General features: G+C 65.1%; 27 protein-coding genes and 1 tRNA gene. 10 read left to right on the top strand and 18 right to left on the bottom strand.

Annotation, left to right across the window (positions count from 1 at the left end; genetic code table 11):
* Window positions 1-10: 10 nt before the first annotated feature.
* Window positions 11-433, bottom strand: coding sequence for a response regulator (locus tag AC1DSZ_RS18435; protein ID WP_476839806.1), 423 nt, complete (start codon window positions 431-433; stop codon window positions 11-13).
* Window positions 434-875: 442 nt separating this feature from the next.
* On the opposite strand from AC1DSZ_RS18435, the gene AC1DSZ_RS18430 reads away from it, so the two are divergent.
* Window positions 876-1076 (top strand): hypothetical protein, encoded by a 201-nt coding sequence (locus AC1DSZ_RS18430; RefSeq protein ID WP_476839805.1) that lies wholly within the window; start codon window positions 876-878, stop codon window positions 1074-1076.
* Window positions 1077-1212: 136 nt separating this feature from the next.
* On the opposite strand, the gene AC1DSZ_RS18425 is transcribed toward AC1DSZ_RS18430, so the two are convergent.
* The gene (locus AC1DSZ_RS18425) at window positions 1213-1686 is read right to left on the bottom strand and encodes a response regulator (RefSeq protein ID WP_476839804.1); all 474 of its coding nucleotides are present in this window, start codon (window positions 1684-1686) and stop codon (window positions 1213-1215) included.
* A gap of 63 nt (window positions 1687-1749) precedes the next feature.
* Window positions 1750-2166 carry a response regulator gene (locus AC1DSZ_RS18420; protein WP_476839803.1) on the bottom strand — a complete coding sequence of 139 codons (417 nt, stop codon included), beginning with the start codon at window positions 2164-2166 and terminating at the stop codon, window positions 1750-1752.
* A 167-nt stretch (window positions 2167-2333) separates the two neighbouring features.
* Here AC1DSZ_RS18420 and AC1DSZ_RS18415 point away from each other — a divergent pair, with 167 nt between their 5' ends.
* Window positions 2334-2996, top strand: coding sequence for a recombinase family protein (locus AC1DSZ_RS18415; RefSeq protein WP_476839802.1), 663 nt, complete (start codon window positions 2334-2336; stop codon window positions 2994-2996).
* A 74-nt stretch (window positions 2997-3070) separates the two neighbouring features.
* Here AC1DSZ_RS18415 and AC1DSZ_RS18410 read toward each other — a convergent pair whose 3' ends face one another.
* The 4 genes from AC1DSZ_RS18410 to AC1DSZ_RS18395 all read right to left on the bottom strand — a co-directional run bounded on the left by AC1DSZ_RS18410 (window position 3071) and on the right by AC1DSZ_RS18395 (window position 5533).
* Window positions 3071-3370: a TSCPD domain-containing protein gene (locus tag AC1DSZ_RS18410; RefSeq protein WP_476839801.1), complete on the bottom strand. Its 300-nt coding sequence runs from the start codon at window positions 3368-3370 to the stop codon at window positions 3071-3073.
* 344 nt (window positions 3371-3714) lie between these two features.
* On the bottom strand, window positions 3715-4893 hold the full coding sequence (locus AC1DSZ_RS18405; RefSeq protein WP_476839800.1) for an AAA family ATPase: 1179 nt from the start codon (window positions 4891-4893) through the stop codon (window positions 3715-3717).
* 3 nt (window positions 4894-4896) lie between these two features.
* Entirely contained in the window at window positions 4897-5148 is a 252-nt protein-coding gene (locus AC1DSZ_RS18400) for a hypothetical protein (protein WP_476839799.1), read from the bottom strand.
* Between the two features lie 187 nt (window positions 5149-5335).
* Complete coding sequence (locus AC1DSZ_RS18395) at window positions 5336-5533, bottom strand: helix-turn-helix domain-containing protein (protein ID WP_476839798.1); 198 nt, start codon at window positions 5531-5533, stop codon at window positions 5336-5338.
* A gap of 121 nt (window positions 5534-5654) precedes the next feature.
* Between AC1DSZ_RS18395 and AC1DSZ_RS18390 the strand changes: the two genes are divergently transcribed.
* Complete coding sequence (locus AC1DSZ_RS18390) at window positions 5655-6260, top strand: hypothetical protein (RefSeq protein ID WP_476839797.1); 606 nt, start codon at window positions 5655-5657, stop codon at window positions 6258-6260.
* A gap of 1142 nt (window positions 6261-7402) precedes the next feature.
* Here AC1DSZ_RS18390 and AC1DSZ_RS18385 read toward each other — a convergent pair.
* From AC1DSZ_RS18385 to AC1DSZ_RS18375, 3 genes are all read right to left on the bottom strand, one after another.
* The gene (locus AC1DSZ_RS18385) at window positions 7403-7912 is read right to left on the bottom strand and encodes a hypothetical protein (protein ID WP_476839796.1); all 510 of its coding nucleotides are present in this window, start codon (window positions 7910-7912) and stop codon (window positions 7403-7405) included.
* Window positions 7913-8175: 263 nt separating this feature from the next.
* On the bottom strand, window positions 8176-8724 hold the full coding sequence (locus tag AC1DSZ_RS18380) for a hypothetical protein (protein WP_476839795.1): 549 nt from the start codon (window positions 8722-8724) through the stop codon (window positions 8176-8178).
* A complete protein-coding gene (locus AC1DSZ_RS18375) occupies window positions 8717-9202 on the bottom strand; it encodes a hypothetical protein (RefSeq protein WP_476839850.1) in 486 nt (161 codons plus the stop codon). Before AC1DSZ_RS18375 ends, AC1DSZ_RS18380 begins: the two co-directional genes overlap by 8 nt.
* On the opposite strand from AC1DSZ_RS18375, the gene AC1DSZ_RS18370 reads away from it, so the two are divergent.
* Entirely contained in the window at window positions 9107-9868 is a 762-nt protein-coding gene (locus AC1DSZ_RS18370; RefSeq protein WP_476839794.1) for a bestrophin-like domain, read from the top strand. The genes AC1DSZ_RS18375 and AC1DSZ_RS18370 overlap by 96 nt on opposite strands.
* Window positions 9869-10011: 143 nt before the next feature.
* Here the strand turns inward: AC1DSZ_RS18370 and AC1DSZ_RS18365 are convergent, their stop codons facing one another.
* From AC1DSZ_RS18365 to AC1DSZ_RS18350, 4 genes are all read right to left on the bottom strand, one after another.
* The gene (locus AC1DSZ_RS18365; RefSeq protein ID WP_476839793.1) at window positions 10012-10665 is read right to left on the bottom strand and encodes a helix-turn-helix domain-containing protein; all 654 of its coding nucleotides are present in this window, start codon (window positions 10663-10665) and stop codon (window positions 10012-10014) included.
* A 71-nt stretch (window positions 10666-10736) separates the two neighbouring features.
* Window positions 10737-12206, bottom strand: coding sequence for a porin (locus AC1DSZ_RS18360; protein ID WP_476839792.1), 1470 nt, complete (start codon window positions 12204-12206; stop codon window positions 10737-10739).
* Window positions 12207-12727: 521 nt separating this feature from the next.
* Window positions 12728-12804, bottom strand: a tRNA-Pro gene (locus AC1DSZ_RS18355).
* 91 nt (window positions 12805-12895) lie between these two features.
* The gene (locus AC1DSZ_RS18350) at window positions 12896-13030 is read right to left on the bottom strand and encodes a hypothetical protein (RefSeq protein WP_476839791.1); all 135 of its coding nucleotides are present in this window, start codon (window positions 13028-13030) and stop codon (window positions 12896-12898) included.
* Between the two features lie 277 nt (window positions 13031-13307).
* On the opposite strand from AC1DSZ_RS18350, the gene AC1DSZ_RS18345 reads away from it, so the two are divergent.
* Genes AC1DSZ_RS18345 through AC1DSZ_RS18335 form a run of 3 tightly spaced genes read left to right on the top strand, consistent with a single transcriptional unit; the run spans window position 13308 to window position 14152 of the window.
* Window positions 13308-13637, top strand: a complete 330-nt coding sequence (locus AC1DSZ_RS18345; protein ID WP_476839790.1) for a hypothetical protein — start codon at window positions 13308-13310, stop codon at window positions 13635-13637.
* A 22-nt stretch (window positions 13638-13659) separates the two neighbouring features.
* Window positions 13660-13932 (top strand): hypothetical protein, encoded by a 273-nt coding sequence (locus tag AC1DSZ_RS18340; RefSeq protein WP_476839789.1) that lies wholly within the window; start codon window positions 13660-13662, stop codon window positions 13930-13932.
* Between the two features lie 4 nt (window positions 13933-13936).
* Window positions 13937-14152: a hypothetical protein gene (locus AC1DSZ_RS18335; RefSeq protein ID WP_476839788.1), complete on the top strand. Its 216-nt coding sequence runs from the start codon at window positions 13937-13939 to the stop codon at window positions 14150-14152.
* 70 nt (window positions 14153-14222) lie between these two features.
* Here AC1DSZ_RS18335 and AC1DSZ_RS18330 read toward each other — a convergent pair whose 3' ends face one another.
* Window positions 14223-15572: a sigma-54-dependent transcriptional regulator gene (locus AC1DSZ_RS18330; RefSeq protein WP_476839787.1), complete on the bottom strand. Its 1350-nt coding sequence runs from the start codon at window positions 15570-15572 to the stop codon at window positions 14223-14225.
* The gene (locus AC1DSZ_RS18325) at window positions 15569-17416 is read right to left on the bottom strand and encodes a sensor histidine kinase (protein ID WP_476839847.1); all 1848 of its coding nucleotides are present in this window, start codon (window positions 17414-17416) and stop codon (window positions 15569-15571) included. Before AC1DSZ_RS18325 ends, AC1DSZ_RS18330 begins: the two co-directional genes overlap by 4 nt.
* Window positions 17417-17797: 381 nt before the next feature.
* Here AC1DSZ_RS18325 and AC1DSZ_RS18320 point away from each other — a divergent pair, with 381 nt between their 5' ends.
* Together AC1DSZ_RS18320 and oxlT are read left to right on the top strand one after the other, a co-directional pair.
* Window positions 17798-19147 carry a dicarboxylate/amino acid:cation symporter gene (locus AC1DSZ_RS18320; protein ID WP_476839786.1) on the top strand — a complete coding sequence of 450 codons (1350 nt, stop codon included), beginning with the start codon at window positions 17798-17800 and terminating at the stop codon, window positions 19145-19147.
* 321 nt (window positions 19148-19468) lie between these two features.
* Window positions 19469-20764: an oxalate/formate MFS antiporter gene (oxlT, locus tag AC1DSZ_RS18315; RefSeq protein ID WP_476839785.1), complete on the top strand. Its 1296-nt coding sequence runs from the start codon at window positions 19469-19471 to the stop codon at window positions 20762-20764.
* A 24-nt stretch (window positions 20765-20788) separates the two neighbouring features.
* Here the strand turns inward: oxlT and AC1DSZ_RS18310 are convergent, their stop codons facing one another.
* Window positions 20789-21481, bottom strand: a complete 693-nt coding sequence (locus AC1DSZ_RS18310) for a response regulator (RefSeq protein ID WP_476839784.1) — start codon at window positions 21479-21481, stop codon at window positions 20789-20791.
* A complete protein-coding gene (locus AC1DSZ_RS18305) occupies window positions 21478-23013 on the bottom strand; it encodes a DUF4118 domain-containing protein (RefSeq protein ID WP_476839783.1) in 1536 nt (511 codons plus the stop codon). Before AC1DSZ_RS18305 ends, AC1DSZ_RS18310 begins: the two co-directional genes overlap by 4 nt.
* 170 nt (window positions 23014-23183) lie before the next feature.
* On the opposite strand from AC1DSZ_RS18305, the gene AC1DSZ_RS18300 reads away from it, so the two are divergent.
* Window positions 23184-25115, top strand: a complete 1932-nt coding sequence (locus tag AC1DSZ_RS18300) for a potassium transporter Kup (RefSeq protein ID WP_476839782.1) — start codon at window positions 23184-23186, stop codon at window positions 25113-25115.
* Window positions 25116-25117 lie beyond the last annotated feature (2 nt).

Raw genomic sequence — 25117 nt, 5'->3', positions numbered from 1 at the left:
TGCCGGCAGACTACTGCGCGAGGTCACCCGTCCTGTTTTCACCAGCGAACATGCCGTAGAGGGTCGACAGGAGAAGCCCAGCATCGGACGGCTTACCGAGCCATGCCTCTCCCGTCTTGAGCACGAACTGGCTTTCGTGCAGGCCGGACGCAACGATAAACGGGATCTCTCTCCGCCGAAGCTCGATCACCAAGTCACCGCAGGGTTTTTCCTGGAGCATCACGTTGATCACAGCCGCTCGGGGGCTGTTACAGGTCAGCCAACTCAATGCGGCTTGTGATGAGGCAAGCGGTCCGCCGATCTGCATCCCAGCCGTCTCCAGAATTCTTCGAAGGTCCTGCGCGATGAGGTAGTCATCCTCCGCAATCAGGATGAGCGACCCAGAATGACTCACCATGGGTTGATCTTTCGGCGCGGAAAGATCGAGGCGCATCGTGTATCGATGAGCCTGGAAGCTGCGAGTGCGTCTGTGCAGGCAGCAGCTGTACGGTTGCGCTCTCTGGTCCCTCTTGTCGAGTTGGCATCAAGAAAGCGTAGGCGTCACCGCATCAACAGCATTGGATGCAGCATGGACGTGACCGTCGAATTGGTTGGCCAGGAGCCTTCGACATGGTCTCTTGTCGATTTGCTAGGCCGTGCGATGGGCGAGGTCATCGAGATAAGGCCCACGCAGTTTACGATTTTTCCGGCTGGTCTGGCGATCGGAACAATGCAGGGCCTCCGGTGTGGTCCGTTTTCGTCGCTTGATCTCGCGTTGGGAGAGATTGAACGGCATACGCGCGGGGTCTGCCGTAGGAAGCCCGGAGACGACGGCGCTTGAAGGCGCACAATGAACAACGTGCCGGCAGCTCAACTCGGGAGTGATCAGGCTCTTCATGGATCAGGACGCCGAACGTACCCGGGTTTGGGATCTGGCGGCCAAGCTGGTCGCGGAATTCGGACACCTCGGCACTGAAATAATGAGCAAGGAAGTCGCGCGCTTCCTTGCAATCCACCCTGAGATCGACGCGGACCTGTTCATGGACACTGCGGTGGATCTCTATCTGGACCGACGTCTACCACGCCGTCTCCACTAGAAGGCGCGCCGTCACGGCCATTGCGCACTCCGTTGGCATGGCCTTGATTATCTTCCGGCAGCTTGTTCTGCGCCGGGCACGCCCGCCTCTGGCTCGGGGAAGGCCCCCTGCCAGCGGCGGGGCAGGGCAGGGGATCTCACCTAAGACGAGGCGCGACGAGTCGCATCTGGGATCGCTCGGCTGCCTTCGTTTCCTCCGCTGTAGGCCGGAGGCCGTCGCGCATGCCCTGGAGATGCTGGTGAAGGTGAAACCAGGAGCAAGGTTTGGACAGCCACCTTCCGTCTTGGAACGATGCGGAGATGCTCTCCCGCGGCATCCCGGTAACCAGTACCCACGGTATGCCGCGGTGCCGGAGCGTTTCTACGACGGGCATGAAATCTCGGTCGGCCAGAAGCACATTCAGGATCGCCATGTCCGGCGTGTGCCCCTCCAGCCACTCCAACGCCAACTTGCTGCTGGGGAACGGTCCGCCTAAGCGAATGAAGGCCGCGCGCACCTCTTCTTCATAGCCCACGGCGATCAGAAACTCGTCCTCAACAACGAGGACGAGCGGTCCAGATTGATCCAACATTTGAGAGTGATCTTCCGGCGCGGAAAGATCGGGGCCCATCGTGTGCCGATCGGCCGAGACGCTGCGAGTGCGGCTAAGCGGGCAGCGGGCGTACCGTTGCGCTTATTGCGGCGTGGTGTCGAGTCGCCCGTCCCTGGGCAGCGCACTTGCGCCTTCGCTGGCCGCCAGGATTTCCGAGAGCCGCTTGAGCAGCATCGATGTCGTGACCGGCTTTGAAAGAAGGGGCACGGAAACGAACGTGCCTGGCAGCATGGAATGCTCGAAGGCGGTCACAAACACGAACGGCTTCCCGACTTCCTGCAGCGCCTCTGCCAGCGGGTACGATGGTCCGTCGATCAGGTTCACATTCATGATCGCAGCATCGAATTCCGCTGCCTCAACAAGTGGCAGGGCATCCTTCACGCTGGGCACGGGGCCGACGACCACTGCACCTGCAAGTTCAAGCTCGAACTGGAGACTGAGCGCGATCAGCGGCTCGTCTTCAACGACGAGGATACGGGCATTTTCCAGGGATGACATGTGAAACCCGGTTGTGGCACCCGGAGGCGAACCGGCTCGTCCATTGAGACAAGGGTTGGTGAGAGCCGTTCGTTCCCGAATGATCAGCGCAGGTGTCCCGCAAGGGGACAGCAGAGTTGGGACTGTGTGAACGTGATTGCACGCTTACAGCCTAACAGGGGTTCGCCATGGCCGTTTACGCTTACACCCGCGTCAGCACCGATCGCCAAGCCAACGAGGGCGAGAGCCTGGACGTTCAGCAGCGGACCATCACCGGCTACGCGATGATGCATGGTCTGGCTGTTGAGCGCGTGTTCGTCGAGCGCGGCGTTTCCGGCTCCAAACCCCTCGGCGAGCGCCCCGCCGGCACTGATTTGCTCAAGGCGCTCAAGACCGGCGACGTGATCATTACGGCCAAGCTGGATCGCATGTTCCGCAGCGCCAGCGACGCCCTTGCCAATCTGGAGGATCTGAAGCGCCGGGGCGTGCACCTGCACATGATCGACCTGGGCGGCGACGTGACGGCCAACGGGATTGCCAAGCTCGTCTTCACGATCCTCAGCGCCGTGGCCGAGGCGGAGCGCGATCGCATTCGCGAGCGTGTCGCCACGGTGAAGGCCGATCAGCGCGCTCGCCGGCGGTACCTGGGCGGCTCCGTCCCGTTCGGCTACCGGGTGTCTGAGGACGGGGGTTTGGTCGAGCACGCGGCTGAACAGCAGGCCATTAGCGAAATGCGGGAGGCGAGGGCGGCTGGGCTTTCTCTCCGGGCGATCGCCGCGCAGGTCGAGGCCCATGGCATCTCGATCAGCCATGTAGGCGTGAAGCAGGCGCTCTCGCCGTCTCGTGTCTGAGTGGTGGGAGCGTCCCACCATGCTCCCTGCTTTCACCTGCTAAAGCAGGGGGATCTTGGTTTTCCGCCGTTTGTTTAAGCGTCAATGGCGTCGACCACGGCCCCGATCACACTCGCCGGCCGGCGCTCATCATCGCGCGACAGCGCCGCGGCGATCGTCTCGATTGCGCAGCCGTGCTGCAGGGCGAGGCTCAGCAGGATGCTCGCGTCGTGGAGGGTTTCGCGGAGGTCTGTGCCGCTCTTCGGCCCCGTGACGAAGATTTCGGCGGGCTCCCCGTCTTCGTAGCGGCCCAAGCTGGCCGCGAAGCGCTGCCCGTTATGCTGCACTTCGAATGTCTCAGCGCTGCGGCGATCGGGGAGGCGGGTGCGGTTCACGGTCGCTTCCTCCAGCTGCGGCGCGCGGTGCGCTGGCGCAGGCCGGGGGCTGGTAAAAACCATCCGGTTTCGGGTAGCAGCGCGGGGCGGACTCCAGTGCTCGCATCCCTCCGTACCAGCTCGGCCCCGCCTGGCTGTTTCTCGGCTGTATTATCAGCCGTGGATGTCGGCTGGCGGCCTTGAACATCCTGCATTCTTATCTCCAGTTTGCAGCCGCAGCGGCAGCCAGGATGGGCGCAACATCGCAACCCCCCTTATAGGGGGGTGTTGCACGTGTTGCGGCACCCGATTCCCCGAGCGAAGCGCAACGTGTTGCGCGATTGTTGCGCTTTGTTGCGGGGCCATCAGGACCCCCTCTGGATTAGCCAGACATGGCCTTCGGTGATGCCTGCGTAGCCGTCGACGTCGAGTCTTTTCAAATCGCGGCTCAGGTTGGCCCGATTTACCGCATCCGTTTTCCCATCCTCGAAGTAACCCATTATCCGAGCATACCTTTTCAGCATTTCACGGCTCACGGCCTTAACGTCTGGGGGGACGTTCATGTCGCCCTTCACATGCTCTCCGGCTTGGCCAATCGCATGCGTTACGACGCTTAGCAGCTTCTTCGGATTGGCCGGCAGGGGGCGCTTCCCTGCCTTCGTTGCGGCTTGTTGCGCGGGGGCTGGAAGGGTCGCAATTTCGACTGTGCATGTGCTCTGAGGCGCTTGTTGCGCCCTTGTTGCGCCCATCTCGGCAAAGTCGAAAGGCTGCAGCCGAAATGTCCAGTCGATGCCGTCTTCACCATCCTTCATCGCGACGATAGTGGCGCGGTTCTGGCCGTCCTTTTTCTCGACGTGCCACATCACATCGGCCGAGCCATCCAGGGCGTTTGAGCCGCGCGAACGGCCCTCAGCCGAGCGCCCGGCGTGGTGCACGAGGATGACGATGCAGCCGAAATGGGCCGCCAGCTTCTCAGCGTTCGCGGTCAGGATGCCCATATCCTTCGAGCTGTTTTCATCGGCGCCGGCCATTGCACGGGCCAGGGTGTCGATTGCTATGGCGCGAAGAGGCGGATTGCCTGTCGCGTCCAGCCAGTGCTGAACCGTCGATGTGAGCCGCTCGATGTCTTCCGCCGATGTGCCCAGCGCGGGCATGGCAGGGATAAAGGCGAACGGCACGCCTTGGCCGGTGACCCCATAGTGCTCACGCATTGCAACAAAGCGGTGCTTGAGCCCCTGCACGCCTTCAGAGCTGACGTAGGCCACGGCACCTTGCAACACGTCCCGACCTGCCCACGAACGGCCCATAGCCACGTGAAAGAGAGCATCCGACAGCAGGAAGCTTTTTCCGGACTTCGGCAGCCCGAAAACAACCCCTAAGCCTGTTGAGCATAGAAGGCCGTCGATCAGTGAGGGTGGCTCATCGCCAAGCTCGATACTGTCTATGGGGAGCAAGGGATAGAGCGGCGGAGAACGAGCCTCGCTGGCTAGGGAGCCAGGCGGCTCATAGTCAAAGTTGGGCCGGATCTCGGCTAGGTGACTCATGCTTCACCCATTGAGGGCCGCTTTCCGTAGCCGAAGCAGCTCTTCGTAGTCGACCAACGCTGCCGACATGTGCAAGCCGAGCGTGCGCATCGAGCGCCTGAGGCCAAGGTCGTCGCCAAGTTCTGCGTACGTCATGGCCAACCCGATGTGCACGCCCATATGGTTGAGGCTGTCATGAATGGCTTCGCGCAGCTCGACACGCTTGTCAGGGCGGGCTACTGCCGCGGCACCTTGAACCGGCTGAAGTGCGCTCAAACTTGCCTCCCGGAAAAATGCAGCTCGGCGAGCGCCAGGGCGTGAAGCGGACTGACGTTGGCTCTCGCCCGAAGCCAGCTGGCTTGATGAAATCTGAGGGCTGCGCTAATCTCCGGGGCATCGTTCCCAACGATCACATCCGGAGCCCGCCGCGTTTGCCGACGCTGGCGGGTTTCGACTTTTTCCATCAGGCGGCAACCTCCCATCCGAGGAGCCGGCGCGCTTCATCTGCGGGAATAATCACACGGCGGCCGATCCTTACGGATCTGATCTCCCCCCGCTTCACAGCTGCGTAAAAGCCGTTTTTCGAGAGCCCCAGCGCCTTTGCCAGAGGCGGGCCCTGCACGCCTGCACGGGCTTCGATAGCCTCCTGCAGGGACTTCATCAGGTTTATGTCCAAGTCGAGCCTCCGTAGTCAAATCACGCTACGGGCAGGGTCTAGAAAAACTTCTTGCTCGTCAAGGGGCGTTGTAGTCTAATTTTACTATGTCATCGAGGAACGTATGATGCCACCAGCTGCCGACCGGGAAGGGCTCAGGCACCCACTCAGCTTTCGAGCAACGTCTGATAGCCGGGCCTATCTGGAGAAGAGAGCTTCCGTCGCAGGCAGGTCGGTAACCCATGAGCTTGAGGCCATCATCGATGAGAGCCGCATTCGCGGTCCGTTTGACGAGGCTCTTTCCGGCGGAGGCGTCGCCTCTAAACATTTGCTCGTGCAGGCCGCTGTTCTAAAGCGCGCTCGCAATATCGCGGTAGCTAAAGGCCTATCCGAGAAAGACGCCCGGGTGGTCCTCCGCGCAGCCACGGACTTCGTGGCAGATGTCTACTTTTCCCAAGGCGGCCCGCTACCAGCGCGTCCTGATCCCGAAAGCAAGAAATTACGGAAAGATTCAGCGGCCCAGCGCCGGGCTGCGCTCGCCGTAATTGGGTTCGAAGCGGCAGAGCAGTTCATGTTCTGGGAGGACAACCAGATGCTCGAAGAGGCTAAGGCTGGTTTGATCGCCAATCATTGGACTGGCGACGGCAAAGAGGTCAGGCAGACGCGCGACGACTTTCCGCCGGAGGGCAATGCCCCGGACACGCCATCGCTGAAGGAGATCATGGGCCGGTGACTTGCTGCAGCCAGCGCAACATGGTCAGCACGAGTTGCCGGCCACTCCCTTCAGAAGGTCTCCTATGAAAGCCCTCTTATTTTCGGCCGGACTGCTTTGCTGCGCGACGTCGGCCTTCGCAGTCGAGTGCACATCCGTTGGTGCCCATTTGTCAGGCCAACCAATCGTTCTAAACCGCCGGGTGCAGCTGAAAGGATCGACACTTCTGATCCAGTCGATTGGTGAAACACGCACGCCGGTACGACGGGTGACAGGCTGCAAACGCTTGGCGTCGGGGCTCCTGTGCGCGACCAACTTCCACGGCGCTGAAGTGACGATCATGACGAACGGTCGTCGGATGATCGAGCGGGTTACCGCGCCTGATACTGGCCAGGAACTTGCCGCGGGTGCTTATGAGTGCAACGGAGCTCTGTAAGGTTCGCCGCCTATGTCATACAGACCTCGTTCCTGCCCAAAGCCCCGCCAACGCAGCGGAATCGGATTTTAACCCCCTCGCGTGCGCGCCCGCGCGTATTGGTCCCGAAACTCCTGATAATTGTCAGGCGGCTCGCCTGTTTCGGCCCTGTTATCAGGGGCGGGCAGGGTATGTGCGTCATGCACACACCCTTGGCCGTTTGCATCATGCAAACACCAGGCGTCTTCATGACGAAGACAGCCGCAAAGGCATTCGCGTGACACGAACACCCGAAGGGTATTGCCATGACGGCAACCCCTCGCCGACGTGGCGCACTCTGAAGGTATGGTCATGATGGCCATACCTCGGTACTCCCCCGCTGGGCCCCCCCCCTGAACACTAACGATCACTATTTGCTGTTGGCCGGGGCGTCTCGCGCGCCCGCGCGTACTGCTGCGAAAACGGCAACTCGCCCTCTAAATCCCACTATTTTAGTGGGGGATCAGCGGGAGCCCGCCACGCTGTTTCCACGCTGTATTATCAGTGTCGGCTTCGCGGGCGCGCGCGTACTGGTCGCGAAACTCAGCATGCCCTTTTTAGGGCATGACAAAGCTCCCCCGCCCACTGTTATCGCAGCTGTTAGCAGTGCGGATCGCGTCTCTGTTTTCTCACTGTTGAAACAGTGAAGCGGCGGCTCTTTTAGGGTGTTGCAAAACCCGACGCACCGCATCACCGCAGTTGGACCGGGTCAACGATTGCCGATCCGAATGCCGCAACGCTCTAACCATTTGCGCGGCAGTACGTTGGCCCCGACGTCGGGCTTCAAAACGTAGAACGCCATGTTGCGATAGCTCCAGGCATAGGGCGTGCAGCCCTTGAGCGCCGCCGTATGCAGAAAGAATTGGAAATCGCTGGGCGCTTCGCGGATCGAGCGAAAGAACGAGTGCTCTTCAACCTCATCCGCTCCGAAAGCCTGAACGGCGCGGTGCCTGATCCCGTCCGCGTAGACGCCTACAATCGCCGTGGGCAGGAGAATGGACAAGATTATGAAGATCGGGATCCTGAAGGGGCTCTCGACCGGGCCCATGAACCGGACCGTGAAGCTCAGTGCAACGAGGCTCAAAGGTGGGATCAACTGCCATAATGGAGCGCCAAGTCGATCATGCCACAACAGAGCGAGCATGATTGGATGCACCGGGCTGCCGAACAGAAGCGTCGTCACTCCGACGTAAGTGAGAACGGCGTATAAGAACTCCATCGACATCCCATAGCGAGGCCATTGGACCGCCGAGGTTAGCTCCGAGCGCTGGTTCGACCGTTAAAGGCTTTGCGGCCAGACGGCATACGGGAGCGGGTCCCCCTATTCGGAGCCTATTTTAGGCTCATCCGGGGGGCACCTCTGCCTGTTTTCGCCCTATAATTACAGGCATGGCCGCCCGCGTATTTGCCGCGTAATTACGCGGAGCGCGCCGCTGTTATCCTGCTGTTATCAGCAGCCCCCGAGAGCTCCACGGCCCATTGTTATCGGCTTGTTACCAGTGCGCCGGCCGTCAGCTCCACGGCCCTCCGCTCGGCCTGGATCGACGCCGCCCACAGCCGGTCATAGGTGGCTTGGTGCATGCCCTTTGGACGGGTAGGGAAGGGCTCCACGAGGTTGCCCGTGCCTCCCACGCGCTCGCGGGCTTTCCTCGCCCTCCTGAGGCCCCTGTCGCGCTCCGTCTCGCGCTGAGAAGGGTAGGCAAGCCCCTGGCACGTTCTACAGGCCAAGGGGAAGCCGTACAGGACCGCGGCTCGCCTGCCGCACTCGTCGCACGTGAACCAGCGCCGCTCACCGCCCAGGGGCTGCTCTGTGCGCTCGATCTGCACCCAATCGCAGCGCTCGCCGATCCTGATGCGCAGGGCCGCCGGCTTGGCCTCAATCTGAGCCTCCGCGATCACGCGGCCGTTGACGGTCTGGCGGTACCGGCACACCGCGCCGCGCTCCAGAAAGCCATTCCGGCTGAGCCAGCGAATATCCAGCTCGAAAACGCTCGTGGTCTTCGGCCGGCCGCCGCCTTCGGGCCTAGGCATGCCGGCTCTCCTGGATCAGCTCGACCACGCGGGACGCGATCGGCCCCCAGGTGGCGAGATCCTGCGCAACCTGCGTTTCGTTCACGCCGTCCCGCCGCTGATAGTGGGCGAGGAAGGTGGGCCAGACAGCCTCGGCAGTGGTCGCGAAGGGAATGCGAGCATGCTGGCAGAAGCTCACCAGGTCGCGCGCTTCGTTTCCGGCCGCGAGTTCGTTGAACAAGCCTCGCAGTCTGTCCTCAGCCGCACGGCGGGTGCTCATCTTCGGCATGTTCGCCTCCATTTCCGAAATCATGTGGAAAATTGCGCGGACGTAACGGACAACGTGCAAGGCTGTGGGCATCTCGCCCGCAAACGCGAAACGAACAGGGTAGAGAGGTGAAAAGTGGATGCCATATTGGCCAGTCTTGTTGCACTCGGTTCGATTTTCGGAGGCGCAATAGCGGGCGTGCAACTCGCACGTAGACTGCCAGAGCCGCACCTCAGTTCCGAAACCAGAACAGCCGTTTCCGTATCAATGGCTGTGGTAGGCACGATGGCCGCACTCGTTCTCGGTCTCATGATCAACACTTCCAGTACATCGTTCAACAGTCGCTCCGAAGCAGTCGAAAACTTGGCCGTCGGCGTGTTGAAACTTAACCGCGCTCTGATCCGCTATGGACGAGATGCGGCTCCAGTTCGCGAGACCCTGCAAAAATACACGAGAGCTAAAATAGATGAGCTGTCGCATTCCACGGGCAGGAGCGATGTAGGCCTACCAACATTACAGGTTCTGGAAACGATCAATGATCAGATCCTGGCCCTCCAACCGAGTGACGATCGTCAGCGAAACATCCAAGGCCGGGCAAGAGAGCTCGCCTATTCGATGGCAGACGCGCGATGGATTTTGGTGAGTAAATCAGTTTCGGCAGTTCCCTTGGCGTTTCTTACTCTCCTGATATTGTGGCTGAGCCTCCTGTTCGCAAGCTTTGGGCTGTTTGCTCCCAGGAACGCGACCGTGATTGCCGTCCTTTTTCTGTGTGCAATCGCGATCGCAGGGGGAATTTTCATGATCCTGGAGCTGGGATCGCCCGCCCGTGGCCTGATCCGACCCTCGGTAGCCCCGATGTACACGGCTCTCACTGAAATCACGAAACCTATGGATTAGAGGAAATCGCCCCTGACGGCAGGCTCCACGCTAAGGGCGCGGACCCACATAGGATTCCAACCTGTTGTCGCCCTGGCTCACCCACGTTCAATAGTTTGCACTGACCGACGAAGCGCAGTCAGTTTGGGCAGTCTGCGTTCCATTTAAGGTTGAGCCACGCGCAGATAAGCATTCAGAGACCGTGTTTCATCATTGTTGCTATAATGCACCTGCTTGCCCTCGATTTCTACACCGAATGGCTTGAGCTGAACAAACGCTTTCGCCAGATGCTCGGGCGTGGTTCCGATCAGCAAGGCAAGATCTTTTTTCGCCAACGGCAATCGGGCCGTTGTGCCCTCCGGGTGATTCTCAAGCAGCCAAGCAGCCAACCGCTCTGGTACGGAGAGTAATTTTTGGCGTACGACCTCGGTCATCTGCCAGTTCGTTTCGGCAGCTAACTCAGCGTTGAAAAGCATACTAAGTCCAAGGTCAGTACTTGCGCAGGATCGGATCGTCTCGGATTCGACCATCCAAATCCGGCCTCCTTCGATCATCTCTATCCCAAACGAGTTTGGCACCCGGAGCAATGCCGAGGCCAAGCCGAGAAAATGATCGGGTCCGGCCAATCTAAGAGCCGTGGGCTTAGCCGAAGTGCCCCCTTTCAGAAGGACCTTTCCTGAGAGTACGAGGATCACGAATCGCGAATGCTCGTTCGGAAGCCAAATCGTTGCTCCCCTCGAATATTCCTGATGAAAACCTGCTGCCAGCTTGGACAAGCTTTCTTGCGAGCAGGAGCAACTTAGCTTGTAGGGAACCATTCGACGCCCCTAAAAGACAAAAAAGACCCCGGCGCGAACGCCGGGGTCCCAGACCAGCCCGAGAGGACGGATCAGAAGTCGCGCTGGATCTTCAGGCGGGTGTTCCAGACGGAGTCGTTCTTAGCCGAGCGCAGCAGCGGATCGGAAGGAACGAAGCTCTGGCTCAGACCACCACCCACGTTGGCGTGGATGTAGTTGACCTCGGCGCCGATGTCGAGATCCTTGATCGGCGACCAGGTCACGTTGGTGCCCAGGGTCCAGTAGGTCAGATCGCGAGCGCGGTTCGAGAAGGCCGAACCAGCACCAACGGCCGGGAAAGCGGCGGTGCCAAACGCGCCGAAAGCCGAACCAGGAGCGTCGCTCTTGATGTAGGAAGCCAGGAACGCCTGACGGATGGTCGGGGTCCAGTAGTGCAGCATGGCGGCGGTGAGGCCCCAAACCGCAGGCTTCTCGACGTTGACATCGGTGATCACGCCGCCAGCGGAAGCAGTCGGGATCAGGTACGCGTCAGGAATGATCGCGCCAGCGCCACCGAAGCTCCACGGCGTCTTGCCGAGACCGAAGGGGTTCGACAGGATGTAGGACGGAGCGCCCTTGGTGTACGTGCCCTGGAGGTACAGGGTGTCGCCGGGGGCGAGCATCGGCAGGTTGATCTTGGTGCCGAGGTTCACAGCCCAGCCGTACTCAGCGTCTGGCGAGCCGTAGGACGGGGTCACGCCAGCGAAGGCAGCGGAGTTGCCGACGCGGATCTGGTGCAGAGCGCCAGAGAGCTGCACCGAGCCCCAAGCCTGGTCGAGGCGAAGGTTAGCAACAACGTCCGGAACCGAGTCGCCGGTGTAGGCGTAGGTGCCAGCAGTCGTGCCCGCCGGGAAGCCAAGACCAGCGAGGTTGCCCGAGAAGTTCACGCCCGAACGACGCTCCTGCGCGTCTTCGAGCGACAGGGTGGCCGAGAAGCCGCCGCCGAACGAAGCCGTGTAGGCGAGGAGGTTGGTGGTCAGCGACGAACCAGCCGTCGTGCCGACGTATTCGAGATCGCCGCCGTAGAAGTCGAAGAACGACTGCGTACGACCAGCCGTCAGGCCGCCGAACTGAACGAAGGCGCGGTTGAGGTCGACCTGGGTCTGAGCTTGGCCGGCGTAATCAACGCTCGAGCCCGTGAAGGCGGTGCCGACGCGGATAGCCGAGCCGGAGTAGATCTGGCCGATACGACGCGAGATGTCGTAGCGGACATAGGCGCGCAGCAGGCCGTATTCGGTGGCCGTGCGGGCGTCGACGTAGATACGGCCGGTCGTGCGCGAGCCGGTCGTAGCGTCGTTGCGGGCGAAGGGCTCGCCGTACTGGTATTCGAAGCGAGCGCGGCCACCGATGCGAATGCAGGTGTCGGTGCCCGGGATGTAGAAGAAGCCGGCGCCGAAGGTCGAGCAGACGCGAACGTACTCGACCGGCGCAGCCTTCTTGGAGGGCAGATCAGCAGCCTGTGCCCCCGCGACCGCGGCGAAGCCGGCGGCGCTTCCGAGGAGGAGGCTCTTAACGAGCTTCATAATGTTAATCTCCAAGTCGTTGAACTCATGGGCTTGGGCGCTCAGCATGAGTCCCTTCCCTGATTAACCGGGTCCGCTTTCGAGCAGCTGACCCGACTCGGACAGGGAAGCCCCCCTGTCTTGAATCGGAAGGTACGCGAACCGACTGGACGATCAACTCGCAAATGCCTCTGTTTCGACCAATTCCAAGGCGTGTTGCAGATCTACAATACTCAAAAAAGGCGGGGAAAGCGGGGCTGGGTTACCCCACGAAGTTCTTGGAGCGATGCCGCCCCTCACCACCTTAAGGAGAGAAATAACCAGCACGAGCAAGCGACAGCTGCTTGCATCTGATCCAACGAGGAGGTGCGCACTGGCGATTGACGCCGTTCGAGCCTCGTCGGCCATCGTCTCAACCACCACCCTTTGAACTGGCAGAAGCACAGAGAGCGAGGCGGGCGGAGACCTAAACGTTGGCAGAAGACTTGGCCCAAACGACAAGGGCCACCCTAGCGGATGGCCCTAAGTCGTTGAAATCAAAATGGTCGGAGCGATAGGATTCGAACCTACGACCCCCTCGTCCCGAACGAGGTGCGCTACCAGACTGCGCTACGCTCCGACACTGTCGACTGGCGACGCGGCGTTATAGGCAGCGGTTGGGAGCGGCGCAACCCCTAAAACGGGGCGACGCTCCCGACCCGCCCGGAAGCTCAGTCGCAGCAGGCGGCGTCCTGGGCGGCGTCCTCGGTTCCGAGGCCGCGCATCCAGGCGACCATGCGGCCGAGCGTCCCGAAAACCACTTCGTCGATCAGTTCGAGAACGGTTTCGAAGATGGCGTCGATCATCATGATTCTCCCGCGAAAAACCTGTCAGCGAATGCATCTCCAATAGGCCGGAGCGACGGCGGCACTTTCAGGGCAGACCTGCGGCGAAGCGGTGCGATCGCGCACATCCGAGGTATTCTGGACAGACACGGTTAACCAATCCTTCCCGCCGTCACGCCCAAGCCACAGGTGGCCGCGAACCAGGCGGGCGTCCCGGCCCGCACCGGCGGCTACTTTGCCGAACCGATCCTCCGCGCCGTCGTTGATCAGGCGGACAACACGCAAGGAGGCGTCAAGGATGGCGAACGCCAGCAAGAACAACATGGGCTCGGGCGCGCAGGGCAAGAGCTCCGGAACCGGCGCCATGACGGACGATTCCATCGTCGATGGCCGGCTCGAAGAGAACATGGTGCTGAGCAACCGCGACAAGTCCCAGCATACGGGCGATCGCGGGCTGGACGGCAAGATGGTTCAGACCGAGCAGTTCCAGGACCACAGCGCCAACCATCTGGTCGATCCTGACGGGGCCGTCGGTGAGCGGGGAGCCAACACGAGCGCGGTGGCCGGCGGCCCGATGTCGAACCAGTCGGGCGAGCAGAGCAGCCTGAAATCCCAGAGCCGTCCCTGAACCGCAGCGAGGGAGTGAAACCATGACGGTCCGAGACCACAACAACCGGTCCGAGAAGCAGAAGGGCCACCAGCCCCGCGATCAGGCCAAGGCCAACAGCAATCCGGCCAGCCAGGGCCACCAGGGCTTCGAGGGCGGCACCCAGGATCGCAGCGGGGCCGACGACCGCCAGGACGGCAAGAGCCGCCAGAACGGCGGCGGCGACGGGGCCGGCGGGGCTCCGCGCGCGCAGCACCAAGGCGGTCACCCCGCCCACCGTGAGGGCGGTCCTGGCCAACACAACACGAAGGGATGAGCCGATGAATGGCAGCGACAACCTGAAGGCGAACGCCGAAAAGGCCCTCCGGATGAAGCAGCAGGCGGGGCCCCAGACCACCACGCCCGAGCACCGCACGGCCCGCGAGGGCGCGGTGAGGGACGCGCAGGTGAACATGACGGACACCGCGATGGGCCGCGAACCGACCCAGACGCCAAACCTGAAGCGCAGCCACAACGCCCGCAGCGGCGACGGCTGAGCATCCAGGCGAGAACCGCGCCCTTGCGGCCTGGTTCTCGCCGTCCCATCGCAGTCGAACAGAGGGGCGCTCAAGCGCTCCGAAACGCCGCCGGATCGATGCCGTGGCGGCTGAGCTTGTCGTAAAGCGTCTTGCGGGCGGTCCCAAGATCCTCCGCCGCTGCGCGGACGTCGCCCTTGCGCCGCGCCAGCGCATCGCGGATCAAAGCGGCCTCGAAACCATCGACCCGGTCCGCCAGGCTCGCGCCGGCTGCGTCTTCGCCGCCCGCCGTCCCGGCCAGGTCGGGCTCCAGCCCCAGCAGGGCGCGCTCGGCCGCATGGGCGAGCTCACGGACATTGCCGGGCCAGTCGCGGCGGTTGAGCTTGTCCCGCATCTCGGACGTGAAGGGTGGCGCGGGGCGGCGGAAGCGCTCTGCCGCCGAGGCGAGGAAATGCGCAAACAGCAGCGGGATGTCGTCGCGTCGCTCGCGCAGGGGCGGCAGCCGCAGCGTCACGACGTTGAGGCGGTAGAAGAGGTCCGCCCGGAACGCCCCGCGGGCGGCGGCCTCGGCGAGGTCAATCTTCGTGGCCGCGACCACGCGCAGGTCCACGGGCCGCACCTCGTTGCCGCCGAGCGGCTCGACGCTGCGCTCCTGCAGCACGCGCAGCAGCTTCACCTGCAGGGAGAGCGGCATGCTCTCGATCTCGTCCAGAAACAGCGTGCCGCCGTCGGCGTGCTCGAACTTGCCGATGCGGCGCTTCTGCGCGCCCGTGAAGGCGCCGGCCTCGTGGCCGAAAAGCTCGCTCTCGATCACGCTTTCAGGCAGCGCGCCGCAGTTCAGCGCCACGAAGGGCCGCGCCCGGCGTCGGCTCCAGCGGTGCAACGCCACGGCCGCGACCTCCTTGCCGGTCCCGGTCTCGCCCTCGATCAGCACGTCGACATCCGTGTCCGCGATGTCGTGCAGGGTGCGGCGGACGCGCTGCATGGCGGGCGTCTCGCCGATCAGCACGACCTCGCCGCGCCGGGCCTCTTCGAGCTCGGCCTGGAGGCGGCGGTTCTCCAGCACCAGCGTGCGCTTTTCGAGCGCGCGCCCGACGCTGGAGATCAGCCGGTCGGCCGGGTAGGGTTTGGCCAGGAAGTCGTAGGCGCCTTCCCGCATGGCCTGCACGGCCATCGGGATGTCGCCATGGCCGGTGATCAGCAGCACGGGCAGGTCCGGATCGGCCTTGCGCAGGCTGCGGAAGAGCGTGATGCCGTCGATCACCGGCATTCGTACGTCGGTGACGACCACGCCGGGGAAGTCCGGCCCGAGCGCCTGGAGGGCGTCCTGCGCGGACGCATAGGTTTGAACGGCGAAGCCGGCGAGCTCCAGGCTTTGCGCGTTGGCGGCGCGCAGCTCCGCGTCGTCATCCACGAAGGCGACGCTGCTGGCCCCGCTCACGCGTCGCTCCCCGGCTCGAGAGGCAGCGTCACCGTGAAGGTTGCGCCCCGGGCGTCGCTCGCCGCCACGATGTCCCCGCCGAAGTCGCGGACGATGTCGCGGCAGATGGCCAGCCCCAGCCCAAGGCCTTCCGGCTTGGTGGTCGCGAAGGCGGTGAACAGGTTCGCCATGGTGGGTGGGTCGATGCCGGGGCCGTTGTCCGAGACCACGAGGCTAGCATGTCCATCCACGGCGCGCAGGCGGATGCCGACATGCGGCGACGCTGCCTCCCGGGTGGCGTCCAGCGCGTTCTGCAGCAGGTTGACGATCACCTGCTCGACCCGCACGAGCTCGCCGCGCACGAGCACGTCCTCGGCCGGCAGGTCGGTGTCGACCACGACGCCCTGGGCGAGCAGGCGGTGGTTCAGCAGCATCAGCGAGCCCTCGATGGCGGCCTGGACAGACACCGGGCCGACAGCGCCGGACGCCTTGCGGCCGAACGCCTTCAGCTCGGAGGTGATGCGGGCGATGCGGGTGGTGAGCCCGCCGATCTTCACGAGGTTTTCGCGCGCGTCCGGCGCCCGGTCGCGATCCAGCATCACCGCGCCGTTGTCCGCATAGGCCCGGATGGCGGCGAGCGGCTGGTTCACCTCGTGGGCCACGCTGGCGGCGAGCTGGCCCAGCGTCGCCAGCTTGTTGGCCTGCACGAGCTGGTCGCCCAGCGTGCGGGCCGCGGTTTCGGCGCGCTGGCGCTCCTCCATCTCGGCTTCCAGCCGGCTCTTGGCGTCGGTGAGCTCGCGGGTGCGCAGCGCCACCTGCGTTTCGAGCTCGGCCCGGGCTTCCTCCTGCCGCCTGGCGCGCTCCAGCCGGCGCTGACGCACCAGCAGGCCGAAGCCCGCCGCAAAGGCGGCCGCCAGCGTGCCGAGCCCCGCGATCGCCTGCGCCTGCCGCTCGGCGCGATCCACGGCGGGCCGCAGCGGCGTCAGCGTGTGGAGCGACCAGTCGGTCGTCGGCACGGGCTGCATGAGGTGCAGGGCCGGGCCGCCCGGCGTGGCCGCCGAGGGGTCGGTCTCCACGAGTGCGCCGTTGGCGGCTTCGGACGGGCGGAAGGGCAGGGGTTCCAGATCCGACGCCGCGACCTGGAATTCCTCGCGCACCTGCTGGCGGCGTTCGGGCGCAAGCGCGCGGGCCGTGCGAAAGCGCCACTCGGGCCGGTCGGTGACCACCACGACGCCCTGCGCGTCGGTCGCATAGGTGCGGTCGCCGCCGGTGCGCCAGTCAGCCTCGATGGCGTCGAATTCGAGCTTCACCACGACCACGCCGGCGGGCCCGGCCGCGTCCTCGGCCCGCCCGGAGAGATAGTAGCCCGGCCGGCCGCTCACGGTGCCGAGCGCGAACTGCTCGAAGGCGCCGCGCGCCATGGCCTCCTGGAAGTAGCGGCGGAAGGCGTAGTTCTGGCCGACGAAGCTGGTCGGTTCGCGCCAGTTGCTGGCCGCCAGCGTCCGCCCGTTCGCATCCATCGCGTAGATCACCGCAGCGCGCGCAGCGCGGCTCAGCTCCTCCAGCCGGCGATTGATGGGCTCGGACGCGCCCGAAGCGGCGCGGCCGCGCAGCAGGGCGATAAGCTCCGCGTCCTGCGCCAGCACGGCCGGCAGCGCGCGCTGCTTCTCCAGCTCGCTGCGAAGCGCCGAGAGGTGCAGCGCCATGGCGTTGCTGGCGGAACGGCGCAACTCGGCGATCGCGGCGGCGCGGCCGAGACGGCCGCCCTCCCAGACCGCCGCCACGAAGGCGAGCAGGGCGAGCGCCGCCAGGGCCGCGAAGGCGGCGCGGGGCCGGTTCGTGAATGAGCGGCGAACGACCTGCACGCCGGACAAATGTTGAACTCCCAAGCGGCCTAAAGGCGGCCACAGCTGCTCCATGTGTCCCATCGTAGCGCCGGGCGCACGCAAAATCCCGCGAAGCGCGCCCGAGTGCGGATTTCCGCACTGGTCCGGACGCCCAGTCACCTATTCCGCCCGGCGCGGACGGACGCGGCGCATCCCGGGTTAAGAATTCGGCAAGGAATCCAACGCCGCCCGGCGAACACGGCGAAAGCGCACCGTGGCACGCGGCTTGCCAACCCCTGAGCAGTCGCGCGGCGCCTGATCGGGCACGGCGGCGTTGCTGAAGGTGAGTCCGGCGAAGATGCGGCGAGGCCAAAGGCCTACTCCGCCCCCGGACCTCCGTTTCGAGGAGAGGAACGACCCATGGCTCACGCCCTCACGGCAGGCGCCGCGCCCGCGCCGCGCAAGAAATTCTACAAGGTGCTCTACGTCCAGGTCCTGATCGCGGTCGCGCTCGGCATCCTGCTCGGGCATTTCTACCCGCAGCTCGGCGAGCAGATGAAGCCGCTCGGCGACGCCTTCATTAAGCTCGTGAAGATGATCATCGCGCCGGTGATCTTCCTGACGGTCGTGAGCGGCATCGCCGGCATGACCAACCTGGAGAAGGTCGGCCGCGTCGGCGCCAAGGCGCTGCTGTATTTCGTGTGCTTCTCCACCCTGGCGCTGATCGTCGGCCTCGTCGTCGCCAACGTGCTGCACCCCGGCGCGGGCATGCACATCGATCCGAAGTCCCTCGACACCAAGGCGGTCGCCTCCTACGCCGCCAAGGCCCATGACCAGTCCGTCATGGGCTTCCTGATGAACATCATCCCGGACACCGTGGTGGGCGCCTTCGCGTCCGGCGAGATCCTGCAGGTGCTGTTCTTCTCGGTGCTGTTCGGCTTCGGCCTCGCCTTCATGGGCGAGAAGGGCAAGCCGGTGCTGGACTTCATTAAGGTGTCGGCCGAGGCCGTGTTCGGCGTCGTGCACATCATCATGAAGGTGGCTCCCCTGGGGGCCTTCGGCGCGATGGCGTTCACCATCGGCAAGTACGGCATCTCGTCGATCGGCAACCTCTTCTACCTGGTGGCCGCCTTCTACCTCACATCGATCATCTTCGTGGTCGGCGTGCTCGGGATGGTGGCGCGCTACAACGGCTTCTCGGTGCTGAAGCTCGTCCGCTACATCAAGGAAGAGCTGCTGCTGGTGCTCGGCACGTCGTCGTCCGAGTCGGCGCTGCCCTCGTTGCTCGAGAAGATGGAGCGCGCCGGGTGCTCCAAGTCGGTGGTCGGCCTCGTGGTCCCGACCGGCTACTCGTTCAACCTCGACGGCACCAACATCTACATGACCATGGCGGCGCTGTTCATCGCCCAGGCGACCGACACGCCGCTGACGCTCACCGACCAGGTGCTGCTGCTGCTGGTCGCGATGCTGAGCTCCAAGGGCGCGGCCGGCGTCACCGGCTCGGGCTTCGTCACGCTCGCGGCGACGCTCTCGGTGGTGCCCAGCGTACCAGTGGCCGGCATGGCGTTGATCCTCGGCATCGACCGCTTCATGAGCGAGTGCCGCGCGCTGACCAACTTCATCGGCAACGCGGTGGCTTGCGTGGTCGTGGCTCGCTGGGAAGGCGAGTGCGACATGGAGCGCCTCCACGCCGCCCTCGACGGCAACCCCATGCCGCTGCCGTCCGAACTGGAGGCTCCGGCCCCGGTCGCGACCCCGATCGCCGCCTGAGCGGCCGCACCGGTGCGGCCCGGCTGAAAAGCATTCAGCCGGACCGCATTGGCAATCGCTAACGTGCCTGCGCGATAGCGAGGGGTAAGATCGCTCGATCTCGGACTTCCATCCCCGAGCAACTTGGCATTCATGCAGCTCCGCTTCAGGTTTCTGGGGCGGAGTTTTTCTTGATCGACGGGGTTGCCGACTGAATAGTGCTGATCGGGCAGCGGATACTTATCAAATGTTGGGAAAGTGTAATCGTTGAGGCGCTGAAACCGCCTTGTATGCCAAATGCCAGATGGCTCATCCTCGGTCCAAACAGAAAAGGACCAAGGGATGAATGCTCAAGCTAAGCCCGTGAACCGGTGGCTGCAGCTCACCTTCGGGGTGATCTGCATGGCGATGATCGCCAACCTCCAATATGGCTGGACGCTGTTCGTCGACCCCATCGACGCCCAGCACCACTGGGGTCGCGCCGCCATCCAGCTCGCCTTCACGTTGTTCGTCGCCACCGAAACCTGGCTCGTGCCCATCGAGGCCTGGTTCGTGGACCGCTATGGACCGCGCGTGGTCATCCGCTTCGGCGCGGTGATGATCGCCATCGCGTGGGTGATCAACTCCTATGCGGATAGTCTCCCGCTGCTTTATCTCGGGGCCGTCGTGGGAGGCGTCGGCGCGGGCTCGGTTTACGGCACCTGCGTCGGCAACGCGCTGAAGTGGTTCCCGGACCGGCGCGGCCTCGCGGCCGGCGTCACGGCGGCGGGCTTCGGCGCGGGCGCGGCCCTCACGGTGGTGCCGATCGCCAAGATGATCGCCACCTCGGGCTACCAGCACGCGTTCTTCACCTTCGGCATCGGACAGGGCGTGGTGGTGTTCATCATGTCCTTCCTGCTGCGCAAGCCGGACCGCGTTATGCCGGCGCAGAAGCGCATGGTCCGCGTGCCGCAGACGCGCGTTGACCGCACCCCCGGCGAGACGCTGAAGACCCCGGTGTTCTGGCTCATGTACGCCATGTTCGTGATGGTCGCTTCCGGCGGCCTCATGGCGGCGGCGCAGATCGCCCCCATCGCGCATGACTACAAGGTCGCGGACGTGCCGGTGTCGCTGCTCGGAGTGCAGATGGCGGCGCTCACATTCGCGATCTCGCTCGATCGCATCTTCGACGGCTTCGGCCGGCCGTTCTTCGGCTTCGTGTCCGACAATATCGGCCGCGAGAACACGATGTTCATAGCCTTCTCGATCGCGGCGGGCTCGATCCTGGCGCTGAGCTGGTATGGGCACAATCCGGTGGTGTTCGTGCTCGTGAGCGCGCTGTTCTTCGCTGTGTTCGGCGAGATCTACAGCCTGTTCCCGGCCACCTGCGGCGACACGTTCGGCTCCAAATACGCCGCCACCAACGCCGGCATGCTCTATACCGCCAAGGGCACGGCCTCCTTCATGGTGCCGTTCGCCAGCATCATCGCGGCCTCCTATGGCTGGCACGCCGTGTTCAGCATCACGGTGGGCCTCAACGCGCTGGCGGCCCTGCTCGCCATGTTCGTGCTGAAGCCCATGCGGGCGCGCTACCTGCCGGGCGTGGACGCTGTCACGACCGCGCCGACCGCCGCGATCACGCCCGAGCGCGTGGCCTGATCGACTCGCCAAATGGCTACCGGCTCAGTCTTCGCGGCTGAGCCGGTAGCCGATTCCGGTTTCGGTGATGATGTGCTCGGGCCGCTCGGGATCGTCCTCGAGCTTCTGGCGCAACTGCCGCACATAGATCCGCAGATACTGCACGTCGACGTTCGGGCCCCAGACCTGCTCCATGATGGCCCGGTGCGTGAGAACCCGCCCGGCGTTCAGGGCGAGCAGCCGCAGGATCTCCCATTCCTTGTTGGAGAGCTTCACCTCGACCCCATGGCGGCGCACCTGCCGGCTGGTGAGATCGACAGTGAGCCCGCCATGCTGGTGCACGGGCTCGGCGCCTTCGCGCTGCACGCGGTGGCGCAGCGCCGTGCGGATGCGGGCGACCAGTTCCGACATCCCGAACGGCTTGGTGACGTAGTCGTCGGCGCCAAGCTCCAGCGCCTCCACCTTGCCGCGCTCGTCGCCGCGGCTGGAGAGCACGATGATGGGCGTCCGGTCGCCGGCTGCGCGCCAGCGCCGGATCAGCTCGACGCCTTCCATGTCGGGCAGGCCGAGATCGAGCAGGATCACGTCGGCTGGGTCCGTGGTCTGAAGCGCAAGCCCCGCCTTGCCATTCGGCGCTTCCAGCACGCGGTAGCCCTGCGCGCCCAGGCTGGTGCGCAACAGCCGGCGGATGGGGCCGTCATCCTCGACCACCAGGACCGGGAGGCTGGTTCCGGTCACGCCACGGCCTCCGGGGCGGCGATCAGGAGATTAGGCGGGAACGTCAGCGCAAAGGCCGCGCCGACGCCGTCCGGATTGTCCCGGACCGCGAGCGAACCGCCCAGCGCCGCCGCAAAACCCCGGCATATCGCCAGCCCGACGCCGGAGCCCGCCGGCCTCCGGTCTCCGTCCCGCACCTGGAAGAACAGGTCGAACACCCGCTCGCGATCGGCCGTCGCCACGCCGGGCCCGCTGTCGCGCACCGTGATCGTCACGGCCCCGTCGGCAGCCTGCCCGCTCTCGATCCGGATCGCGGAGCCGGGCGGCGAGAACTTGGCGGCGTTCTCGATGAGGTTGCCGAGGATCTGCTCCAGCAGCACGGGATCGAGATCCAGCATCGGCAAGGGCGGGATCGCGGTGGCGACGACATGGTCGCGCGTCAGCGACGCCGTCTTGCGCAGGGCCGCGCCGACGATCTCGCCGATGTCGGTCGGCTCGCGGCGGGGCGCGATTGCGCCGGCCTCCAACCGGGCCATGTCGAGCAGGTTGGTGACGAAGCGGCTCATGCGTTCCGCCTCCTCCTGGATGGTGGCGGCAAGCTCCTCGCGCTGGGCGGCGTCGTAGAGCGGCGCGTCGTCGCGCAACGTCGTCACCGCGCCCAGAATGGACGCGAGCGGCGTCTTGAGGTCGTGCGAGAGCGAGTTCAGCAGCGCGGAGCGCAGCCTCTCGGCTTCGGCCGCGTGCTGGGCGGCGTCCCGCTCGCGGGCGAGCCGGATCCGCTCCAGCGCGACCGCGGCCTGGTCGGCCAGCGCGCGCAGGAGGCGCTCCTCCTCGGGGGCGAAGTCCGCGCCGGCAGGGTCGCGCGCTGCGCCGACGGCCCCGAGCAGGCCGGCGCCGGTGAGCATCGGCGCGAAACAGGCGTCGCCGAGCCGGAGCAGCCGCTCGCGCGGCCGTTCCGGGCCCGACCACTCCGTCCGCAGCGCGTCGAGTTCGAACGCCTCGAACGCGCGGTGCCCGATGGAGGGCGGGGCGGTCCCGAAGCCCCCTTGCGCGTCGGCGAGCAGGACGGTCGCGTTCCCGCGCAAGAGCGTCTGGACCGTGTCGGCCGTGGCGCGGACCACCTCGGCGGCGTCCATCAGGCGCGCCAGCCGGCTGCTGAAGCCGTAGAGCGCCTCGGTGGTCTCGGCCCGCCGCCGCGCCTGCAGCAAACGCGCTCGCGCCAGCGCAGCCAGATTGGCTGTGATCAGCGCCACCGCGCCGAACAGTGCGAGCGCCGCCACATGCTTGGGGTCCGCGATCGTGAACGTGTAGAGCGGCGGCAGGAAAAAGAAGTTGTAGAACGCCACCGCGGCCGCGCAGGCCACGAAGGCCGGGCCCGGCCCGTTGCGCGCCGCCACCGCCACCACGGCGGTCAGGAACACGAGGTCGACGTTCTCCAGCCCCACCAGCGGCTGGATCAGCAGCGCGATCGCGAGCGCCGCCGCGGTCGCGAGGGCGGCTTCGCCGTAGCGGCCCGCGCCCTCCCTGTCGCCAGCTTGTCCGCCCAGGATCATCCCCGCTCCACCGCCGCGCGCCACGGCGGAGAGCTAAAGCCGCTCCGGATCGGTGGCGTATAGGAAACTCATATATGAAACGGCCTGTTTCGGCTCGTTTCTATGGCGGCGTGCGCCGGGCGGCATAGATCGAGCGTGCGGCCGCCCCGGTCGCGCAACCGTCTCGAGCCATGAGCACCACATCCCCCTCGGCGTCTCTTGCGGCGCCATCCCCTGCAGTTCTGCACCCCGCAAGGCCCCATGCGCCCCGGGCGAGCTTCTGGGCGCTGACCCTCGGCAGCGTCGGCGTCGTGTATGGCGACATCGGCACCAGCCCGCTCTACGCCCTCAAGGAGAGCCTCACGGCCGCCGCGGATGGCGGCGCGCTGAGCGAGCCGATGATCCTCGGCGTCGTGTCGCTGATCCTGTGGACGCTCGTCGTCATAGTGACGCTGAAATACGTGCTGCTGATCCTCAGCATGGACAATGAAGGGGAGGGCGGCACGCTCACCCTCATGGCGCTGGTGCAGCGCGTGATGGGTCACAAGGCGGCCGCCATCACGGTGCTCGGCATGGCGGGCGCGGCCCTGTTCTATGGCGACGCCGTGATCACCCCGGCGATCTCGGTGCTCTCGGCCGTGGAGGGGCTGAAGCTGGTGGCGCCCAACCTCGATCCCATGATCGTGCCGCTCAGCATCGGCATCCTGGTGCTGCTCTTCGCCGCGCAGAGCCGCGGCACCGCCACGGTGGCGCTGTTCTTCGGGCCGATCACGGCCGTGTGGTTCGTGGCGCTCGCGCTGGGCGGCCTGCCGCACATCCTGGCCGAGCCGCGCATTCTCGGCGCCCTCAATCCCATCCATGGCGTCGACTTCCTCGTCCACCACGGGGTCGCGGGCCTGTTCGCGCTCGGCGCGGTGTTTCTCGCGGTCACGGGCGCGGAGGCGCTTTACGCGGACCTTGGCCATTTCGGCGCGAAGCCGATCCGGACGGCCTGGCTCGGGCTTGTGCTGCCGTCGTTGGTCGTCAGCTATCTCGGCCAGGGCGCGTTGCTGCTGGCCCGGCCGGAGGCGCTCGAGAACCCGTTCTACCTGATGTACCCGGCCTGGGCGCTGCTCCCCATGGTGGTTCTCGCCACCGCGGCCACCATCATCGCCAGCCAGGCCGTGATCACCGGCGCGTTCTCGATCACCCAGCAGGCCATCCAGCTCGGCTTGATGCCGCGCACCGAGATCCTGCGGACCTCCGAGACCGAGAAGGGCCAGATCTACGTGCCGCGCATCAACTGGATGCTGCTGGTCGCGGTGTTGTTCCTGGTCTACGCCTTCAAGTCGTCCAGCGGCCTCGCCTCGGCCTACGGCATCGCGGTCACCGGCACCATGGTGGTCACGGCCGTGCTCGCCTGGTTCGTGCTCGTGCATGTGTGGAACTGGCCGCGCGCCCGCGCCACGCTGGTGATCGCGCCCTTCCTGGCCATCGACGTCGTGTTCCTGGGCGCCAACCTGCTGAAGCTGTTCGAGGGCGGCTGGCTGCCCGTGCTGGTCGGCCTCGGCCTGATGGTGATGATGCTGACCTGGCGCAGGGGAGCGGCCATCCTGGCCGAGAAGACCCGCCGGCAGGAGGTGCCGCTCGCGGGCTTTCTGGCCTCGCTGGAGAAGCGTCCCGCCGAGCGCGCACGCGGCGTGGCGGTGTTCCTGACCGGCGACCCCAACCACGTGCCGTCCGCGCTGCTGCACAACCTGAAGCACAACAAGGTGCTGCACGAGCGCAACGTCATCCTCAACGTGGTGACCGAGGACGCGCCGCGTTGGGATCCGGCCGCCCGGGCGAGCTGCGAGCGGCTGTCCGAAGGGTTCTGGTGCGTGACGCTGCGCTTCGGCTTCATGGAGACGCCGGACGTGCCCAAGGCGTTGCAGGCCAGCAAGGCGCTGGGCTGGACCTTCGACCTGATGAGCACGTCGTTCTTCATCTCGCGGCGGGCGCTGCGGCCCGCCGTCCAGTCGCGCATGCCGCGCTGGCAGGAGAAGCTGTTCATCCGCCTCGCCCGTAACGCCAGCGACGCCAGCGAGCATTTCCGCATCCCGAGCGGCCGCACCATCGAGGTGGGCTCGCAGGTGACGGTGTGACG

The organism is Alsobacter sp. P4_H11, from assembly GCF_056400925.1.
Note: the sequence above shows the minus strand (reverse complement) of the source record. Positions and strands in the feature narration are given on the sequence as shown.

What these genes read in the sequence shown, in the direction of transcription:
- AC1DSZ_RS18300 (WP_476839782.1), top strand. Translation starts at nt 23,184, where the DNA reads ATGAGCACCACATCCCCCTCGGCGTCTCTTGCGGCGCCATCCCCTGCA.
- AC1DSZ_RS18365 (WP_476839793.1), bottom strand. Translation starts at nt 10,665, where the DNA reads ATGGTTCCCTACAAGCTAAGTTGCTCCTGCTCGCAAGAAAGCTTGTCC.
- AC1DSZ_RS18385 (WP_476839796.1), bottom strand. Translation starts at nt 7,912, where the DNA reads ATGGAGTTCTTATACGCCGTTCTCACTTACGTCGGAGTGACGACGCTT.
- AC1DSZ_RS18405 (WP_476839800.1), bottom strand. Translation starts at nt 4,893, where the DNA reads ATGAGTCACCTAGCCGAGATCCGGCCCAACTTTGACTATGAGCCGCCT.
- AC1DSZ_RS18395 (WP_476839798.1), bottom strand. Translation starts at nt 5,533, where the DNA reads ATGAAGTCCCTGCAGGAGGCTATCGAAGCCCGTGCAGGCGTGCAGGGC.
- AC1DSZ_RS18430 (WP_476839805.1), top strand. Translation starts at nt 876, where the DNA reads ATGGATCAGGACGCCGAACGTACCCGGGTTTGGGATCTGGCGGCCAAG.
- AC1DSZ_RS18425 (WP_476839804.1), bottom strand. Translation starts at nt 1,686, where the DNA reads ATGGGCCCCGATCTTTCCGCGCCGGAAGATCACTCTCAAATGTTGGAT.
- AC1DSZ_RS18350 (WP_476839791.1), bottom strand. Translation starts at nt 13,030, where the DNA reads ATGATCGACGCCATCTTCGAAACCGTTCTCGAACTGATCGACGAAGTG.
- AC1DSZ_RS18335 (WP_476839788.1), top strand. Translation starts at nt 13,937, where the DNA reads ATGAATGGCAGCGACAACCTGAAGGCGAACGCCGAAAAGGCCCTCCGG.
- AC1DSZ_RS18435 (WP_476839806.1), bottom strand. Translation starts at nt 433, where the DNA reads ATGCGCCTCGATCTTTCCGCGCCGAAAGATCAACCCATGGTGAGTCAT.
- AC1DSZ_RS18420 (WP_476839803.1), bottom strand. Translation starts at nt 2,166, where the DNA reads ATGTCATCCCTGGAAAATGCCCGTATCCTCGTCGTTGAAGACGAGCCG.
- AC1DSZ_RS18305 (WP_476839783.1), bottom strand. Translation starts at nt 23,013, where the DNA reads ATGATCCTGGGCGGACAAGCTGGCGACAGGGAGGGCGCGGGCCGCTAC.
- AC1DSZ_RS18360 (WP_476839792.1), bottom strand. Translation starts at nt 12,206, where the DNA reads ATGAAGCTCGTTAAGAGCCTCCTCCTCGGAAGCGCCGCCGGCTTCGCC.
- AC1DSZ_RS18345 (WP_476839790.1), top strand. Translation starts at nt 13,308, where the DNA reads ATGGCGAACGCCAGCAAGAACAACATGGGCTCGGGCGCGCAGGGCAAG.
- AC1DSZ_RS18380 (WP_476839795.1), bottom strand. Translation starts at nt 8,724, where the DNA reads ATGCCTAGGCCCGAAGGCGGCGGCCGGCCGAAGACCACGAGCGTTTTC.
- oxlT (WP_476839785.1), top strand. Translation starts at nt 19,469, where the DNA reads ATGAATGCTCAAGCTAAGCCCGTGAACCGGTGGCTGCAGCTCACCTTC.
- AC1DSZ_RS18340 (WP_476839789.1), top strand. Translation starts at nt 13,660, where the DNA reads ATGACGGTCCGAGACCACAACAACCGGTCCGAGAAGCAGAAGGGCCAC.
- AC1DSZ_RS18390 (WP_476839797.1), top strand. Translation starts at nt 5,655, where the DNA reads ATGCCACCAGCTGCCGACCGGGAAGGGCTCAGGCACCCACTCAGCTTT.
- AC1DSZ_RS18415 (WP_476839802.1), top strand. Translation starts at nt 2,334, where the DNA reads ATGGCCGTTTACGCTTACACCCGCGTCAGCACCGATCGCCAAGCCAAC.
- AC1DSZ_RS18320 (WP_476839786.1), top strand. Translation starts at nt 17,798, where the DNA reads ATGGCTCACGCCCTCACGGCAGGCGCCGCGCCCGCGCCGCGCAAGAAA.